General features: G+C 74.3%; 15 protein-coding genes and 2 tRNA genes. 9 read left to right on the top strand and 8 right to left on the bottom strand.

Translation table 11 applies throughout. The features are described 5' to 3' along the window. Nucleotides 1-7: 7 nt before the first annotated feature. The 3 genes from ACPCUX_RS08720 (at nucleotide 8) to ACPCUX_RS08710 (ending at nucleotide 3,358) form a co-directional block, all read left to right on the top strand. Nucleotides 8-994, top strand: a complete 987-nt coding sequence (locus ACPCUX_RS08720; protein WP_114552894.1) for a DUF808 domain-containing protein — start codon at nucleotides 8-10, stop codon at nucleotides 992-994. Between the two features lie 36 nt (nucleotides 995-1,030). Beyond that, complete coding sequence (locus ACPCUX_RS08715; RefSeq protein ID WP_255179215.1) at nucleotides 1,031-2,338, top strand: hemolysin family protein; 1,308 nt, start codon at nucleotides 1,031-1,033, stop codon at nucleotides 2,336-2,338. A gap of 108 nt (nucleotides 2,339-2,446) precedes the next feature. Next, a complete protein-coding gene (locus tag ACPCUX_RS08710; RefSeq protein ID WP_244550477.1) occupies nucleotides 2,447-3,358 on the top strand; it encodes an LLM class flavin-dependent oxidoreductase in 912 nt (303 codons plus the stop codon). 193 nt (nucleotides 3,359-3,551) lie between these two features. Here ACPCUX_RS08710 and leuD read toward each other — a convergent pair whose 3' ends face one another. Then, nucleotides 3,552-4,187: a 3-isopropylmalate dehydratase small subunit gene (gene leuD / locus ACPCUX_RS08705; protein ID WP_076405679.1), complete on the bottom strand. Its 636-nt coding sequence runs from the start codon at nucleotides 4,185-4,187 to the stop codon at nucleotides 3,552-3,554. A gap of 57 nt (nucleotides 4,188-4,244) precedes the next feature. After that, nucleotides 4,245-5,726, bottom strand: a complete 1,482-nt coding sequence (gene leuC, locus ACPCUX_RS08700) for a 3-isopropylmalate dehydratase large subunit (protein ID WP_061266852.1) — start codon at nucleotides 5,724-5,726, stop codon at nucleotides 4,245-4,247. Nucleotides 5,727-5,887: 161 nt separating this feature from the next. On the opposite strand from leuC, the gene ACPCUX_RS08695 reads away from it, so the two are divergent. The 3 genes from ACPCUX_RS08695 to ACPCUX_RS08685 all read left to right on the top strand — a co-directional run bounded on the left by ACPCUX_RS08695 (nucleotide 5,888) and on the right by ACPCUX_RS08685 (nucleotide 7,916). Next, nucleotides 5,888-6,607, top strand: coding sequence for an IclR family transcriptional regulator (locus ACPCUX_RS08695; RefSeq protein WP_034654517.1), 720 nt, complete (start codon nucleotides 5,888-5,890; stop codon nucleotides 6,605-6,607). Nucleotides 6,608-6,783: 176 nt separating this feature from the next. Beyond that, nucleotides 6,784-6,951, top strand: a complete 168-nt coding sequence (locus ACPCUX_RS08690; RefSeq protein ID WP_163187158.1) for a hypothetical protein — start codon at nucleotides 6,784-6,786, stop codon at nucleotides 6,949-6,951. A 2-nt stretch (nucleotides 6,952-6,953) separates the two neighbouring features. Beyond that, entirely contained in the window at nucleotides 6,954-7,916 is a 963-nt protein-coding gene (locus tag ACPCUX_RS08685) for a PH domain-containing protein (protein ID WP_198163048.1), read from the top strand. A gap of 184 nt (nucleotides 7,917-8,100) precedes the next feature. On the opposite strand, the gene ACPCUX_RS08680 is transcribed toward ACPCUX_RS08685, so the two are convergent. After that, nucleotides 8,101-8,173, bottom strand: a tRNA-Glu gene (locus ACPCUX_RS08680). 100 nt (nucleotides 8,174-8,273) lie between these two features. Next, nucleotides 8,274-8,345, bottom strand: a tRNA-Gln gene (locus ACPCUX_RS08675). Between the two features lie 202 nt (nucleotides 8,346-8,547). Here ACPCUX_RS08675 and ACPCUX_RS08670 point away from each other — a divergent pair. Together ACPCUX_RS08670 and ACPCUX_RS08665 are read left to right on the top strand one after the other, a co-directional pair. Further along, on the top strand, nucleotides 8,548-9,327 hold the full coding sequence (locus tag ACPCUX_RS08670) for a class I SAM-dependent methyltransferase (RefSeq protein WP_043656645.1): 780 nt from the start codon (nucleotides 8,548-8,550) through the stop codon (nucleotides 9,325-9,327). Then, entirely contained in the window at nucleotides 9,324-9,971 is a 648-nt protein-coding gene (locus ACPCUX_RS08665) for a hypothetical protein (protein ID WP_043656671.1), read from the top strand. Before ACPCUX_RS08670 ends, ACPCUX_RS08665 begins: the two co-directional genes overlap by 4 nt. Before the next feature lie 9 nt (nucleotides 9,972-9,980). On the opposite strand, the gene ACPCUX_RS08660 is transcribed toward ACPCUX_RS08665, so the two are convergent. Continuing rightward, entirely contained in the window at nucleotides 9,981-10,904 is a 924-nt protein-coding gene (locus ACPCUX_RS08660) for a LysR family transcriptional regulator (protein WP_415296462.1), read from the bottom strand. A gap of 69 nt (nucleotides 10,905-10,973) precedes the next feature. Between ACPCUX_RS08660 and ACPCUX_RS08655 the strand changes: the two genes are divergently transcribed. Continuing rightward, nucleotides 10,974-12,239: a YeiH family protein gene (locus ACPCUX_RS08655; protein ID WP_415296464.1), complete on the top strand. Its 1,266-nt coding sequence runs from the start codon at nucleotides 10,974-10,976 to the stop codon at nucleotides 12,237-12,239. A gap of 184 nt (nucleotides 12,240-12,423) precedes the next feature. Here the strand turns inward: ACPCUX_RS08655 and ACPCUX_RS08650 are convergent, their stop codons facing one another. The 3 genes from ACPCUX_RS08650 to ACPCUX_RS08640 form a co-directional block, all read right to left on the bottom strand. Then, nucleotides 12,424-13,212, bottom strand: coding sequence for an HAD family hydrolase (locus ACPCUX_RS08650; RefSeq protein WP_415296466.1), 789 nt, complete (start codon nucleotides 13,210-13,212; stop codon nucleotides 12,424-12,426). Further along, complete coding sequence (gltX, locus tag ACPCUX_RS08645) at nucleotides 13,209-14,711, bottom strand: glutamate--tRNA ligase (protein WP_021482938.1); 1,503 nt, start codon at nucleotides 14,709-14,711, stop codon at nucleotides 13,209-13,211. Before gltX ends, ACPCUX_RS08650 begins: the two co-directional genes overlap by 4 nt. A gap of 66 nt (nucleotides 14,712-14,777) precedes the next feature. Next, nucleotides 14,778-15,044 (bottom strand): hypothetical protein, encoded by a 267-nt coding sequence (locus ACPCUX_RS08640; RefSeq protein ID WP_137281016.1) that lies wholly within the window; start codon nucleotides 15,042-15,044, stop codon nucleotides 14,778-14,780. Nucleotides 15,045-15,046 lie beyond the last annotated feature (2 nt).

The following is a 15,046-nucleotide window of genomic DNA, read 5'->3' as shown; positions in this document are numbered from 1 at the left end:
CCCACCCATGGCCTTCGGACTCGCTGCCCTCCTGGACGACATCGCGGCGTTCGCCAAGCTCGCGGCCGCCTCGATCGACGACGTCGGTGCCGCCGCCGGGCGCGCGAGCGCGAAGGCGACGGGCGTCGTCATCGACGACACCGCCGTCACGCCCCGCTACGTCGAGGGCCTGGCCGCCAAGCGCGAGCTGCCCGTCGTCAAGCGGATCGCGACCGGGTCGCTGCGCAACAAGCTGCTGTTCATCCTCCCGGCGATCCTGCTCCTGAGCCAGTTCCTTCCCGACCTGCTCACACCGCTGCTCATGCTCGGCGGCACGTACCTCGCGTTCGAGGGCGCCGAGAAGGTGTGGGAGCTCGTCTCGGGGCGGCACCACGCCGAGGTCGAGACGAAGACCGAGAAGAAGGCGGTCGACGAGGACTCGGTGGTGTCGAGCGCGGTCCGCACCGACTTCATCCTCAGCGCGGAAATCATGGTCATCGCGCTCAACGAGGTCGCCTCGGAGAACTTCTGGTCGCGTCTGATCATCCTCGTGATCGTCGCGATCCTCATCACGGTCCTCGTCTACGGGGTCGTGGCGCTCATCGTGAAGATGGACGACATCGGCCTGCACCTCGCGAAGCGCGACACGCCCTGGGTCCAGTCGTTCGGGCGCGGGCTCGTGAGCGCGATGCCGAAGGTCATGTCCGTCATCTCGATCGTCGGGATCGTCGCGATGCTCTGGGTGGGCGGCCACATCCTGCTGCAGGGCACGTACGACCTCGGCTGGCACGGCCCGTACGACGTCGTGCACCACCTCGAGCACGCGGTGACCGGCGTCGCGGGCGTGGGCGGGTTCCTCGGCTGGCTCGTGAACACGGCGTGCTCCGCCGTCGTCGGGATCCTGGTCGGCGGCGTCGTGGTCCTCGTGGCGCACCTGATCCCGCGCCGCAAGCACGGCGAGCCCGCCGCGACCGAGCCGACGACGCCGGACGGTCCGGCCCCGACCGCCGGCTGAGGCCACGCCGGGCCGAGCGGCCTGGTTGGATGAGGCATGGACTCCGGCACCTGGACCAACATCGGCCTCGTCCTGCTCTTCATCCTCGTCGGCGGCGTGTTCGCCGGGACCGAGATCGCGCTCGTCTCGCTGCGCGAGAGCCAGGTCGCCCGCATCGAGAAGCAGTCGGCGCGCGGCGCGCGGGTCGCGGCGGTCGCGCGCGACCCCAACCGCTTCCTCGCGGCGGTGCAGATCGGCGTGACCGTGGCGGGCTTCTTCTCGGCCGCGTACGGCGCGTCGACGCTCGCGCCGGACCTCGCGCCCGCGCTCAAGGACCTGGGGCTGTCGAGCGGGCTCGCGGACACCGTCGCGCTCGTGGGGCTCACGCTCGTCATCGCCTACCTCTCCCTGGTGCTCGGCGAGCTCGTCCCCAAGCGCATCGCGCTCCAGCGCTCGGCGGGCGTCGCGCTCGTCGTCGCCCCTCCCCTGGACCGGTTCGCGACCCTCATGCGGCCCGTCATCTGGCTGCTGTCGCGCTCGACCGACGGCGTCGTGCGGCTGCTCGGCGGCGACCCCTCGGCGCGCAGCGAGGAGATGAGCGAGGAGGAGCTGCGCGAGATCGTGCTCGCGCACGAGTCGCTGCCCGAGGACGAGCGCCGCATCCTTGACGACGTGTTCGCGGCGGGCGACCGCTCGCTCGCCGAGGCGATGACGCCGCGCGGCGAGGTCGCGTTCCTCGCGGCCGACACCCCTCTCTCGGACGCCGCCGAGACGGTCGCGGCGGGCCCGTACTCGCGCTACCCGGTGACGGGCGACGACTTCGACGACGTCGTCGGCTTCCTCCACGTGCGCGACCTCCTCGGCCGGGACTGCCCCGACCACCCGCCGACGGACCCGACGACGGGGCGCGCCCTCACCGTGCGCGACGTCGTGCGGCCCATCCTCGCGCTGCCCGCGACGAACACCGTGCTGCCCGCGATGTCGCAGATGCGGCGGGAGGGCGTGCACATCGCCGTCGTCGTCGACGAGTACGGCGGCACCGACGGGATCGTCACGCTCGAGGACCTCGTCGAGGAGCTCGTGGGCGACATCCGCGACGAGTACGACGCCGACGAGCCGTCGCCCGCGCGCGAGCACGGCGCGACGACGAGCGTGGACGCCGGACAGACGATCGAGGAGTTCGCACGCCGCACGGGCGTCGAGCTCCCCGACGGCCCGTACGAGACCGTCGCCGGCTTCGTCCTGGCGCAGCTCGGCCGCCTCGCCGTCGTGGGCGACCACGTCGACGCGGACGGCTACCGGCTCACGGTGACCGACGTCGCGCGGCGGCGCATCGTGCGCGTCGACGTCGTCCCGCTCCCCTGACCGCTGAGCGCACGACGCTGAGTGCGGGAAACAGTCGCGTCCCGGCACCTCGCGCGCGACTCTTTCCCGCACTCAGCGGTGTGGGTGGGGCCGCGTAGCGTCGGGTGGATGAGCGCAGCGACGACGGAGACACGGTCGGGGATCAAGGTCGGGGTGGTCGGGAGCTTCGGCTCCGCCGCCCAGGTGCTGGAGATGGCGGTCGGGGCGGAGGACGCCGGCTGGGACGGGTTCTTCTCGTGGGACGGGCTGAGCCTGCTGTCCATGCCGGTCGACACGTTCGACCCGTGGGCGGTGATCGCGGCGGCGGCGGTCCGGACCGAGCGGATCACGCTGGGCGCGATGGTCTTCGCACTCCCCCGCCGCAAGCCGTGGGAGGTCGTGCGCCAGGCGCTGACCGTCGACCACCTGTCGGGCGGCCGCCTCGTGCTGCCGGTCGGCGTCGGCGTGCTCGACGACGGCGGCTTCTCCGCCGTGCCGGGTCAACCGCAGTCGCTGCGCGAGCGCGCCGAGCTGCTCGACGACGCGCTCGCCTACCTCGACCGCGCGTGGACCGGCGAGCGGTTCACGTTCGAGGGGACCCACGTGCGGACCGGGGAGATGCAGTTCCTGCCGCGCCCGGTCGAGCGTGCCGTCGTCGGCCACCACGTGCCGGTGTGGCCGGTCGGCGTGTGGGACGCCGAGCGCCCGCCGGCGCGCTCGCTCGACCGCACCCTGCGCGCCGACGGGATCGTGCTCCAGCTCCGCGGCGACCGCGGCTTCGACGTGCCCACGCCCGACGACGTCTCCGCCCTCGTCGCGTGGCTCACCACGCGCCGCGCCGAGCTGGGCCTCGACGCGGACCGGCCGTTCGACGTCGTCGTCCAGGGCGAGCTCCCGGCGGACCGCTCCGCGGCGGCCGACCAGCTCGCCGGCCTCGCCGACGCCGGAGCGACCTGGTGGGTCGAGTCCCGCTGGAACCCCGAGACCGCGACCCCGGAGTCGCTGCTCGCCGCGATCCACGCAGGCCCGCCCCGTCCCTGAGCAGGGACGGGGCGAGGCGACGCACGGGCTCGGCCGCGCGACGTGTGTCGGCAACACGATCACGGGCGGGCTCTGGGGTGGTGACGACGGGTCGTGGCGGGCCTGGCGGGAGCAGGGCGAGGGACGAGCCCTGCGGAGGGTAGACCCGTCGTCACCACCCCAGCGCCCGCCCTCCGACCATGAACCCGAAGAATCAGACCGGCCGCGCCGCCTCGATCTCGACCTTGGGCAGCGTCTTCGCGGGCAGCGTCTTCGGGCGCCACGACGCGCGCGTCGCCTCGAACGCGGAGATCTCGTCCTCGTGCTGGAGCGTGAGGCCGATGTCGTCGAGGCCCTCCATGAGGCGCCAGCGCGTGTAGTCGTCGATCTGGAACGGCACGGTGACGTCGAGCGCCGACGCGGTGCGGGCGACGAGGTCGACCGTCACCTCGGTGCCCGGGTTGGTCTCGAGGATCTTCCAGAGCAGCTCGACGTCCTCCTGCGCGACGATGCCTGCGACGAGGCCCTGCTTGCCGGAGTTGCCGCGGAAGATGTCGGCGAAGCGCGACGCGAGGACGACGCGGAAGCCGTAGTCCTTGAGCGCCCAGACGGCGTGCTCGCGCGACGAGCCGGTGCCGAAGTCGGGCCCGGCGACGAGCACGGAGCCCGCACGGTAGGCGTCCTGGTTGAGGACGAACGTGGGGTCGCCGCGCCAGGCGGCGAACAGCGCGTCCTCGAACCCGGTGCGCGTCACGCGCTTGAGGTAGACGGCGGGGATGATCTGGTCGGTGTCGACGTTGCTGCGGCGCAGCGGGACGCCGACGCCGGTGTGGGTCGTGAACTTCTCCATGGCAGGAACCTCTTCGGGTCTTCGGGGCGACGAGTGGGGCAGCGCGGCGCGGTTGGCTCAGACCTGCACGAGGACGCGCGGGTCGAGCGGCGCGAGCGGCGTGCCGTCGAAGGACGTGATGTCGGTGCCCTCGGGCAGGTCGAGGTCGCTCAGCGAGGAGAGCGTGCCCCGCAGCGCGGTGGCGGCGGCGACGAGCGGCGACACGAGGTGCGTGCGCCCGCCCTTGCCCTGGCGGCCCTCGAAGTTGCGGTTCGACGTCGAGGCGGCGCGCTCGCCCGGTTGGAGCTGGTCGGGGTTCATGCCGAGGCACATCGAGCAGCCGGCGTTGCGCCACTCCGCGCCGAAGTCGAGGAAGATCTGGTCGAGACCCTCGGCCTCGGCCTGGAGGCGCACGCGCGCGGACGCCGGGACGACGAGAACCCGGACGCCGTCGGCCTTCTTCTTGCCCTGCACGACCTTCGCGACCGAGCGCAGGTCCTCGATGCGGCCGTTGGTGCACGACCCGATGAACACGGTGTCGACGGGGATCTCGCGCAGCGGCTGGCCGGGCGTGAGGCCCATGTACTCGATCGCACGCTCGGCGGCGACGCGCTCGTTCTCGTCCGCGATCTGCTCGGGGACGGGCACGGTCGCGGAGATGGGCAGGCCCTGGCCGGGGTTGGTGCCCCACGTGACGAAGGGCTCGAGGTCGGACGCGCGGAGCGTGACCTCGGTGTCGAACACGGCGTCGTCGTCGGAGCGCAGCGTGCGCCAGTACTCGACGGCCGCGTCCCAGTCCGCGCCCTCGGGCGCGTGCGGGCGGCCCTTGAGGTACTCGAACGTCGTGTCGTCCGGGGCGATCATGCCGGCGCGTGCGCCCGCCTCGATCGACATGTTGCAGATCGTCATCCGCGCCTCCATGGAGAGCTTGCGGATGGCCTCGCCGCGGTACTCCAGGACGTAGCCCTGGCCGCCGCCGGTCCCGATCTTGGCGATGATCGCGAGGATGATGTCCTTGCTCGTGGCGCCGGGCGGCAGCTCGCCGTCGACGTTGATCGCCATGGTCTTGAACGGGGCGAGCGGGAGCGTCTGCGTGGCGAGCACGTGCTCGACCTCGGACGTGCCGATGCCGAACGCGAGCGCACCGAACGCGCCGTGCGTCGAGGTGTGCGAGTCGCCGCACACGACCGTCAGGCCGGGCATGGTGAGGCCGAGCTGCGGCCCGACCTGGTGCACGATCCCCTGGTCGGCGTCGCCGAGCGAGTGGATGCGGACGCCGAACTCGCGCGCGTTGTTGCGCAGCGTGTCGATCTGCGTGCGGCTCGTGAGGTCCGCGATCGGCAGGTCGATGTCGAGCGTCGGGGTGTTGTGGTCCTCGGTCGCGATGGTGAGGTCGGGGCGGCGGACCGGGCGGCCCGCGAGGCGCAGCCCCTCGAACGCCTGGGGGCTGGTGACCTCGTGCACGAGGTGGAGGTCGATGTAGAGGAGGTCGGGCGACCCGTCGGCGCCTCGTCGCACCAGGTGCGCGTCCCAGACCTTCTCCGCCAGCGTGCCGGCCATGTAGCTCATCTCCTCGTCGTCTGTCACGGTCCTCCTGGGGGGTACGGAGAGCCGCCTGGGTCGATGGTCCGCCGTCCGGCATCCTGCCGGGGAAGACGTCCAGCGGGTGGAACATCCGTGCCGGACTTGCATCTCAGTGCGTGAGACGTCAATATCGACCTATGGACAATACTAGCGGAGTCGGAGTGCTGGACAAGGCGGCCTCCGTCCTGGGCGCCCTGGAGTCCGGACCTGCCACCCTCGCCCAGCTCGTCACGGCCACGGGCCTGGCCCGCCCGACGGCGCACCGCCTCGCCGTCGCCCTCGAGCACCACCGCATGGTCGCGCGCGACATGCAGGGCCGGTTCGTCCTCGGCCCCCGGCTCAACGAGCTCGCGACGGCGGCCGGCGAAGACCGCCTGCTCGCCGCCGCGAACCCCGTGCTGACGGCGCTGCGCGACCACACGGGCGAGAGCGCCCAGCTCTACCGCCGCCAGGGCGACCACCGCATCTGCGTCGCGGCCGCCGAGCGCCCCGTCGGCCTGCGCGACTCGATCCCCGTCGGCGCGACGCTCACCATGAACGCGGGCTCCGCCGCCCAGGTACTGCTCGCCTGGGAGGAGCCGGACCGGCTGCATCGCGGGCTGCGCGAGGCCGTCTTCACCGCCACGATCCTCTCCGGCGTCCGACGCCGCGGGTGGGCCCAGTCCGTCTCCGAGCGCGAGCTCGGCGTCGCGTCGGTCTCCGCGCCCGTGCGCGGCCCGTCGGGCCGGGTCGTGGCCGCCGTCTCCATCTCGGGCCCGGTCGAGCGCCTGAGCCGTCAGCCCGGGCGGCTGCACTCCGGCTCGGTCGTCGCCGCCGCGAACCGCCTCACCGAGGTGCTGCGCCGCGCCGGCGAGTGAGGACGGCGACGCCGGCCCGCACCGGGCCGGCGTCGGCGTGCCGCGGGCCGCAAACGGGACGCGCCCTGTCAAAATGTCCCCGGCTGCTGCCATGCTGTGCGTGCCCGACGCCCGGACAGCGCAGCGGTCGCGGGGGCGACCGCTGACCGTCCGATCCCGAGACACGAGGAGTTCCGATGCACCCGAAGCTGAAGGCCGCCCTGATCTGGGTCCTCGTGATCTTCGCCGTGTACGCGATCGTCACGAGCCCGGACCGCGCGGCCGACATCGTCGAGGGCATCTGGGACGTGATCGTCGGGGCGTTCCGCTCGATCGGCCAGTTCTTCAGCTCGCTCCTGGACTGACCGTGGCCCGCGGCGGACCTCGCAGCAGGATCCTGGACCGCTACGTGCTCAACGGCGAGCGGGTCGTCATCGCGACGCGCCACCACTGGGGGATGCTCGTCGAGCCCGTCGCGACGACGGTCGCGGGCGCGGTCGTGATCGCCTGGCTCGTCGCGCAGGCCGGCCCCGCGGTCGGCGACGGCGTGCTCGCGCTGTGGTGGCTGTGGCTGATCCTCGCCGCCCGCCTGGGGTGGAAGGTCTTCGAGTGGCGCAACGAGTGGTTCGTCGCCACGGACAAGCGCCTGCTCCTGCTCTACGGCCTCATCACGCACAAGGTGGCGATGATGCCGCTGACCAAGGTGACGGACATGAACTACGGGCGCTCGCTCGTCGGGCGCGTGCTGGGCTACGGCCAGTTCCTGCTCGAGTCCGCCGGGCAGGACCAGGCGCTGCGCCAGATCGACTGGGTCGCGCACCCGGACCGGACCTACCGCCTGCTGTGCGACACGCTGTTCATCCCGGGCGTCCGCGCGGGCGGAGCGCCGGTCGGCCCGGGCGGGGCCGCCGCGACTCCGGGTGGTGCGCTGCCGGCGACCGTGCCGCCGCCCGCGCCGCGCCCGCCGCAGCCCGCCGAGCCGCCTCCCGTCGAGCCCGCGCCCGCGTGGGACGGGCGCAGCCCGGCCGCCACGACCCCGCCTCCCCCGGCACCGCTCCCGACGGACCCGCGGGTCGTCGTCGTGCCCGGCCGGTCCGCCGGTGCGTCGAGCGGGCCCACGCAGCCCATCCCCGTGACCGGCGACGCTCACGCGGCGCGGGACACGGTGCGTCCCGACGGCGGGCAGGCGGGGGCCGGCGAGGACGAGCAGGGCTGGACGGTCTCCGGCGAGCACCGCGCGACGTACGTGCCGGTCACGCCCCCACGGCTGTCGTCGACGCCCATCCCGAAGCCGTACGAACCGGGCCCCGGGCGCGACGGCGCTCCCTGACCCGGCCGCGCCACCCACCCGACGGCACGCCCCGAGACGAACCCCCGCGGGGTCTCGCCCGCTACGCGACGTGCGTCACACCGGGCATCGGCCACGCCCAGTCGTCGATCGACGCGCGGGCATCGGGCATCAAGACGAAACGACGAAGGCCCGGTCACCGTGATGGTGACCGGGCCTTCTTCTGTACCCCCAACGGGATTTGAACCCGTGTTACCGCCGTGAGAGGGCGACGTCCTAGGCCGCTAGACGATGGGGGCCTGTGGAGCTTCGTACCGTTTCCGGTCCGTTTCTCCGGTGAGAACTCTACCTCATGTTTCTCGCGGTCTTGACCGCGAGCTCCAGAGCCGGAGCTCTTCGCTGGGGTACCAGGACTCGAACCTAGACTAAGTGAACCAGAATCACTCGTGCTGCCAATTACACCATACCCCAAGGGGGTAACCGATCCGCGTCGGGAAGCCGGGACGACGAGTCATAGACCCGTCCCCTGGCTCCCTCCCGTGGAGGTCCCACCGGCCGAGAACATTACCGGACATGCCGACGCGGACCAAATGCGCTCCGCGCGCCCGAGCGGCCCGGCGACGCGCGCGTCCTGCGGTCGACGGGCACGGCCGCCGTCTGGCACCGTCGGGGCATGAGCCCTGGAGACTCCCTCGACCCCGGTTCGCGCGCCGACCGGGCCGCGTCGTTCGAGCACGGTGCCGCGCAGTACGCCTCCACCCGGCCGTCCTACCCGGACGCGGCCGTCGACTGGCTCGTGCCCGACGGCGCGCACCGCGTCCTGGACCTCGCCGCCGGCACCGGGAAGCTCACGGAGCGGCTCGTCGCGCGCGGCCTCGAGGTCGTCGCCGTGGAGCCGTCGGACGCGATGCGGGGCCGTCTCGCGGAGACCGTCCCCGAGGCCGAGGCGCTCCCCGGATCGGCGGAGGCCGTCCCGCTGCCGGACGCGAGCGTCGACGCCGTGCTGGTCGCCCAGGCGTGGCACTGGTTCTCCCCCGCGGCCCAGCCGGAGATCGCGCGCGTGCTGCGGCCCGGCGGCCGGCTCGGCATCGTGTGGAACGTCCGGGACAGCTCGGTGGACTGGGTGGGCCGGTTCACCGAGATCATCCACCGGGGTGACACGCTCGAGCACAGCTACCGGGAGCCCGCGCTCTCCGAGCGCCTCTTCACGACGCCCGAGCACCGCACGGTGCCGTGGGCCGACCGGGTCACCACGTCCTCGCTGCGCCCGCTCGCCGCGTCGCGCAGCTACCTCCTGACCCTCCCGCCGGCGCGGCGCGAGGAGCTGCTGGACGAGATCGACCGGCTCGTCGCGACCCACCCCGACCTCGCCGGCCGCACCGAGGTGGATCTCCCCTACCTCGCCCAGTGCTGGCGCGCGGACGTGCGCCCCGACGCACCGGGCGCAGCATGAGCGGCACGGGCGCACGCGGCACGATCACGGGCGACGACGTCCGGGTGGCCGTCCGATGGCTCGCCGACCGCCTCGTGGACCAGCCCGTGTCGGCGTTCGACGCGCAGGCCGGTCCGGTCCGCTGGTCGTGCTGGACGACGACGGAGCACGTCGTGGACGACCTCCTCGCCTACGCGCTCCAGCTCGCGGCGCTCCCCGCGCTCGCGTACGTGCCGCTCGTCGGGCCCAAGGGCGAGGGCGAGATCGCGCACGTCGACCGCGCGGCCGGGACGGCGGGGCTCGTCGAGGCGCTCGTCGGCGGCGGGGAGCTGCTCGCGACGCTCGCCGAGACGCGGCCCGCGGGCGCGCGCGCCTTCCACCCGTACGGGGTCTCGGACGCCGACGGCTTCGCGGCGATGGGGGTCGTCGAGGTCCTCGTGCACGGCCACGACGTCCTGCTCGGGCTCACGGACGCACCCACCCCGTTCCCCCCGGGTCTGGCGGCCCGGGCGCTGACGCGCCTGTTTCCCGACGTCGAGACGGGTCCGGACGAGGGCCCCGACGCTGTGCTCCTCTGGGCGACCGGCCGGGACGAGCTCCCGGGTCGGCCCCGGCGCACGCGCTGGCGCTGGGACGCGAGCGTGCGCGCGGACACGCCGGGCTGAGCCGGCCCGTCAGCCCGACGCCGCGGCCGCAGCCGCCGCGATGCGGCGCGCGGCCGAGGAGAGCGCCGTGCCGTCCTTCCAGACCATCCGCAGCCGGCGGTCCAGCTCGAGCCCCGGCACCGCGACCCGCACGAGAGCGCCCCGCGCGACGTCGTCGGCGACGGCGAGGCTCGACAGCACGGCGACCCCCCCGCCGTGCTGCACGGCCGTCTTCAGCGCCGCGGTGGAGCCGAGGTAGGGCAGGTGGTCCGGCAGGCGCTCGCCGAGCGCCGCGAGGCCGCGCTCGAGCGTCTCGCGCGTGCCCGAGCCGCGCTCGCGCACGACGAGCCCCCCGGACAGCAGCTCGTCGACGCGCACGGCGCTGCGGCGCGCCCAGGGATGTGCGGGGCCGACGACCACGACGAGCCGGTCGTGCGCGACGGTGCGGCTGCGCAGCCCGCGCCGCAGCGTCGCGCTCTCGACGAACCCGAGCTCCACGCCGCCGTCGAGCACGAGGTCGGTCACCTCGCGGGAGTTGCGGACGACGAGCTCGACGTCGGGAGCCCCGCCGCCCGGCGCCCCCTCGAGCGCGAGCCGCGCGAGCCAGCGCGGCGCCAGGTACTCCGCGACCGTGAGGCTGGCCGCGACGCGCACCCGGGCCGCCGGGGCGTCGCGCAGCGCCGCGACGGAGGTCTCGAAGCGGTCGGAGGCCTCGATCACCTCGCGCGCCCACGCCGCCGTCGCGCGGCCGGTCTCGGTGAGCCGGGACCCGCGCGTCGTGCGCTCGAGGAGGTCGAGGCCGAGGCGGCGCTCCAGCGCGCGCAGGCCTGCCGACGCCGTGGGCTGGGCGACGCCGAGCGCGCGGGCCGCCGCGCTGATCGACCCGTGCGAGTCGGTCGCGACGAGCAGCTCGAGCGCGGAGAGGGACGTCCTGTCGCGGGCGGTCGAGGCCATAGACCCACTCTATGCCTCGCGAGGGAAGTCGCTCTTCTGCCGCCGCACCGGCCGCAGCACGCTGGAAGCATGACCCAGCCTGCACCTCCCTCGGCCCGCACGGAGGCCCTCGCGACCCGAGGCGTCCCGGCGGTCACGGCCGCTCCCCCGGCGCCCGCACCCGACCAGCGCCCCGACGCACCGCGCGGACCGCGCGGACCGCGCGCGCTCGTCCCCGGGCTCGTCCTCGTGGGCGCGGCGACGCTCCTCGTGCTCGCGGGCGCGCGCCTGGTCCCGACGGTGTCCCCGCTCGTCGTCGCGCTCGTCCTGGGCGCGCTCGTCGCCCCGGCGCTCGGCCGGCTCGCGACGACCCGGCGGGGCGGGGCGACGGTCGCCGCGACGCGTCCCGGCGTCGCGTGGACGTCGCGCGTCGTGCTTCGGGTGGGCGTCGTGCTGCTCGGCTTCCAGCTCTCCCTCCCGGAGGTGCTGGGGCTGGGCTGGCGCGGGCTCGTCGTCGTCACGACGACGCTCGCCGTCACCTTCGCGGGGACGCTCGCGCTCGGCCGCGTGCTGCGCGTGCCGCGCGTGACGACGCTGCTCGTCGCGACCGGCTTCTCCGTGTGCGGGGCCGCCGCGATCTCCGCGATGCAGGGCGTCGTGGACCGGCCGGGTCGCACGCCCGACGAGGTGCGCGAGGACGACGACGGCGTCGCCACCGCGCTCGCGCTCGTCACCGTCTACGGCACCCTCGCGATCGTCGTGCTGCCCTGGCTCGCAGGACTGCTCGGGCTCACCGACGACCGGGCCGGGCTCTGGATCGGCGCGAGCGTCCAGGAGGTCGCGCAGGTCGTCACCGCGGCCGGGACGATCTCCGCGCCGGCGCTCGCCACCGCGACGGTCGCGAAGCTCGCGCGCGTGGCCCTGCTCGCGCCGCTCGTCGCCGTCGCCGGGGTCGTCGTGGCCCGCGGGGCCCGACGCGCGGCGTCGGCGCTCGCGACCACGAGCGCGCTCGGGGCGCCGGGCGCTGCGCCGTCGACCGGTGCGGAGGACGGCGTGTCCCGCGGCGTGGGCGCGGGTGCGGAGGCCAAGAAGCGACGCGTCGCCCCGGTGCCGTGGTTCGTCGTCGGGTTCGTCGCGGCGGTGGCGCTCCGCAGCCTCGGGGTGGTGCCCGCGCCGGTGCTCGCCGTCCTCGTCACGGCCTCGACGCTCGCGTTCGTCGCGGCGATGTTCGCCCTCGGGCTCGGCGTGGACGTGCCGACGCTCGTGCGCACCGGGCGGCGGTCGCTCGTGCTGGGCGCCCTCTCCGCGGTGCTCGTCACCGCGACGGCCCTCGTGGGCGTCCTGCTCCTCGCCTGACCGCCCCGCGAGGAAGCGGCCCGGTCCCCCGAGGTAGAGGCATGGTGGGCCGAGGTAGAGGTCTGGTCATGACCAGACCTCTACCTCGCGGAACCAAGGTTCTACCTCACGGGACCAGGGCTCTACCTCGCGGGACCGGGGCTCTACCTCGCGGAGCGGGGGCTGTGCCTCGCAGGGCCGGGGGTTACCTCGGCGCGGGGGTCTGCGCGGCCGCGACGCCGAGCGTCGCGGGGAGGTCGTCGAGGCCGTGGACGACGTGCACGCCCGACGCGCGGGCCGACGTCGGGTCCTCCGGGTGCGGGCCGCCGCGACGGGTGCCGGGGCGGTCGAGCCACACCCCGACGAGGCCCGCGGCGAGCGCGCCGCGCGCGTCGACGTCGAGCTCGTCGCCGACGTACGCGGTGCGGGCCGGGTCGGTGCCGAGACGACGGCACGCCTCGGCGAACACGCGCGGGTCGGGCTTGCCGAAGCCGAGCGTGTCCACCCCGACGAGCAGCGGCACGTCGGCCAGGCCCGCGGCCGCGAGCTTGCGGGTCTGGAGCTCGACGCGCGCGTTGGTCAGCGACCCGACGCGCACCCCGGCGCCCGCGAGCGCGTCGACGACGCCGCGGGAGTCGGCGAACGCCGCCCACGACGCCTCGAACGTGCCCCAGAAGAGGTCCTTCCAGTCGACGTACGCCGCGTCGTCGAGCAGCTCGCCGCCGAACGCCGCCTGGAGCTCGTTGGCGCGCGCCATCCGCTGGGCGTCGAAGTCGACCTCACCGCGCGTGTACGCGCGGTAGTGCCCGTTGGGGTCGGCGCGCCACAGGGCGAGGACCTCGTCGTAGCGCTCCTCGGGCAGGTGCGGCAGCCACACGCGCGACGCGGCGGCGATGGCCTGCGCGAACGCGGCGCGCGTGTCGACGAGCGTGTCGTCGACGTCGAACAGGACGCCCTCGAGCGGCGCGCCCGCCGAGGCCGCGGCGTCGGTCACAGCGCGTCCCGCAGGCGCACGAGGCGCTCCAGCGTCGAGCCCTTGCCGAGCAGCTCCATCGACTCGAACAGCGGCGGGGAGACGCGGCGGCCCGTGAGCGCGACGCGCAGCGGCGTGAACGCGAACCGCGGCTTGACGCCCATGCCCTCGACGATCGCGTCGCGCAGACGCTCCTCGATGGCCGCGGTGACGAACTCGTCGTCCTGCAGCACGTCGAGCGCGGCGATCGCCGCCGCGAGGATGTCCTTCGCGTCGTCGCGCAGGGCGCCGCGCGCGTCCTCCTCGACCGTGAGCGCGTCGTCGGCCGTGAAGAGGAAGCCCAGCATCCCGACCGACTCGCCCAGCAGCACCATGCGCTCCTGGACGAGCGGAGCGGCCGCCGTGAGGATCTCCTGGTTGCGGGGCGACAGGTCGGCGAACGAGTCCGCCGGCACGAGCCCGCCCGCGTGCAGGTACGGGACGAGGCGGTCGCGGAAGTCCTCCGGCGCGAGCATCCGCACGTGCGTCGCGTTGATCGCCTCGGCCTTCTTGAGGTCGAAGCGCGCCGGGTTCGGCAGCACGTCGTGCACGTCGAACGCCTCGACCATCTCGGTGACCGTGAAGATGTCGTGGTCCGGCGAGATCGACCAGCCGAGCAGCGCGAGGTAGTTGAGCAGGCCCTCGGGCGTGAACCCGCGCTCACGGTGCAGGAACAGGTTGGACTCGGGGTCGCGCTTGGAGAGCTTCTTGTTGCCCTCGCCCATGACGTACGGGAGGTGGCCGAACTCCGGCATCACGTGCGCGACGCCGATCTCCAGCAGCGCCCGGTAGAGCGCGATCTGGCGCGGCGTCGAGGAGAGCAGGTCCTCGCCGCGCAGCACGTGCGTGATGCCCATGAGCGCGTCGTCCACCGGGTTCACGAGCGTGTAGAGCGGCTGCCCGTTCGCGCGCACGAGCGCGTAGTCCGGGACCGAGCCCGCCTTGAACGTGATCTCCCCGCGCACGACGTCGGTGAACGTGATGTCCTCGTCCGGCATCCGCAGGCGCAGCACCGGCTCGCGGCCCTCGGCGCGGAAGGCGGCCTTCTGCTCGTCCGTGAGGGTGCGGTCGAAGTTGTCGTAGCCCTTCGTCTTGAGCCCCGCGGCGGCGTTGCGCGCGTCGGACTCCTCCGGGGTCGAGAACGACTCGTAGACGTACCCGCCCTCGACGAGCCGCGCGATGACGTCCTGGTAGATGTCCGCGCGCTGCGACTGCCGGTACGGCTCGTGCGGGCCGCCGACCTCGACGCCCTCGTCCCAGTCGAGCCCGAGCCAGCGCAGCGCGTCGAGGAGCTGCTGGTAGCTCTCCTCGCTGTCGCGCGCGGCGTCGGTGTCCTCGATGCGGAACACGAACGTGCCGCCCGTGTGCCGCGCGTAGGCCCAGTTGAACAGCGCGGTGCGGATGAGCCCGACGTGCGGCGTCCCGGTCGGGGACGGGCAGAAGCGGACGCGGACGGGCGAGGAACCAGGTGCGGGGATCACGGCTCCCAGCCTAGTTGCCCGACGCCGCCCCCCGCCCGGGCGTCCGGCGCCGGGCCCGTCCTCGTCTCAGTCCGGGACGGTCCCCGCCGCGCCTCCCGCGCGCCCGGCCCGCCACGACCGCGTCGCGGCGACCGCCGCGCCGAGGGCGGCGCCCGCGAGCGCGCACCCCGGGACCAGGACGATCGCCAGCACGACGGCGTACGCCAGCACCTCGCCCAGGGGGACGTTCCCGGAGGCGATCGCGAGGACCGCGAGCACGACCACGACCACGCACGGGACGACGGCGCCCCAGCCTGCCCACCGCGCGACGACGCGGCCCGGACCGCGTCCCACGG

Origin of the sequence: Cellulosimicrobium sp. AB352, assembly GCF_049538415.1 — a bacterium.
Taxonomy (GTDB): domain Bacteria; phylum Actinomycetota; class Actinomycetes; order Actinomycetales; family Cellulomonadaceae; genus Cellulosimicrobium; species Cellulosimicrobium funkei.
The sequence above is the reverse complement of the archived record's forward strand: the minus strand, read 5'-3'. Positions and strand labels throughout refer to the sequence as shown.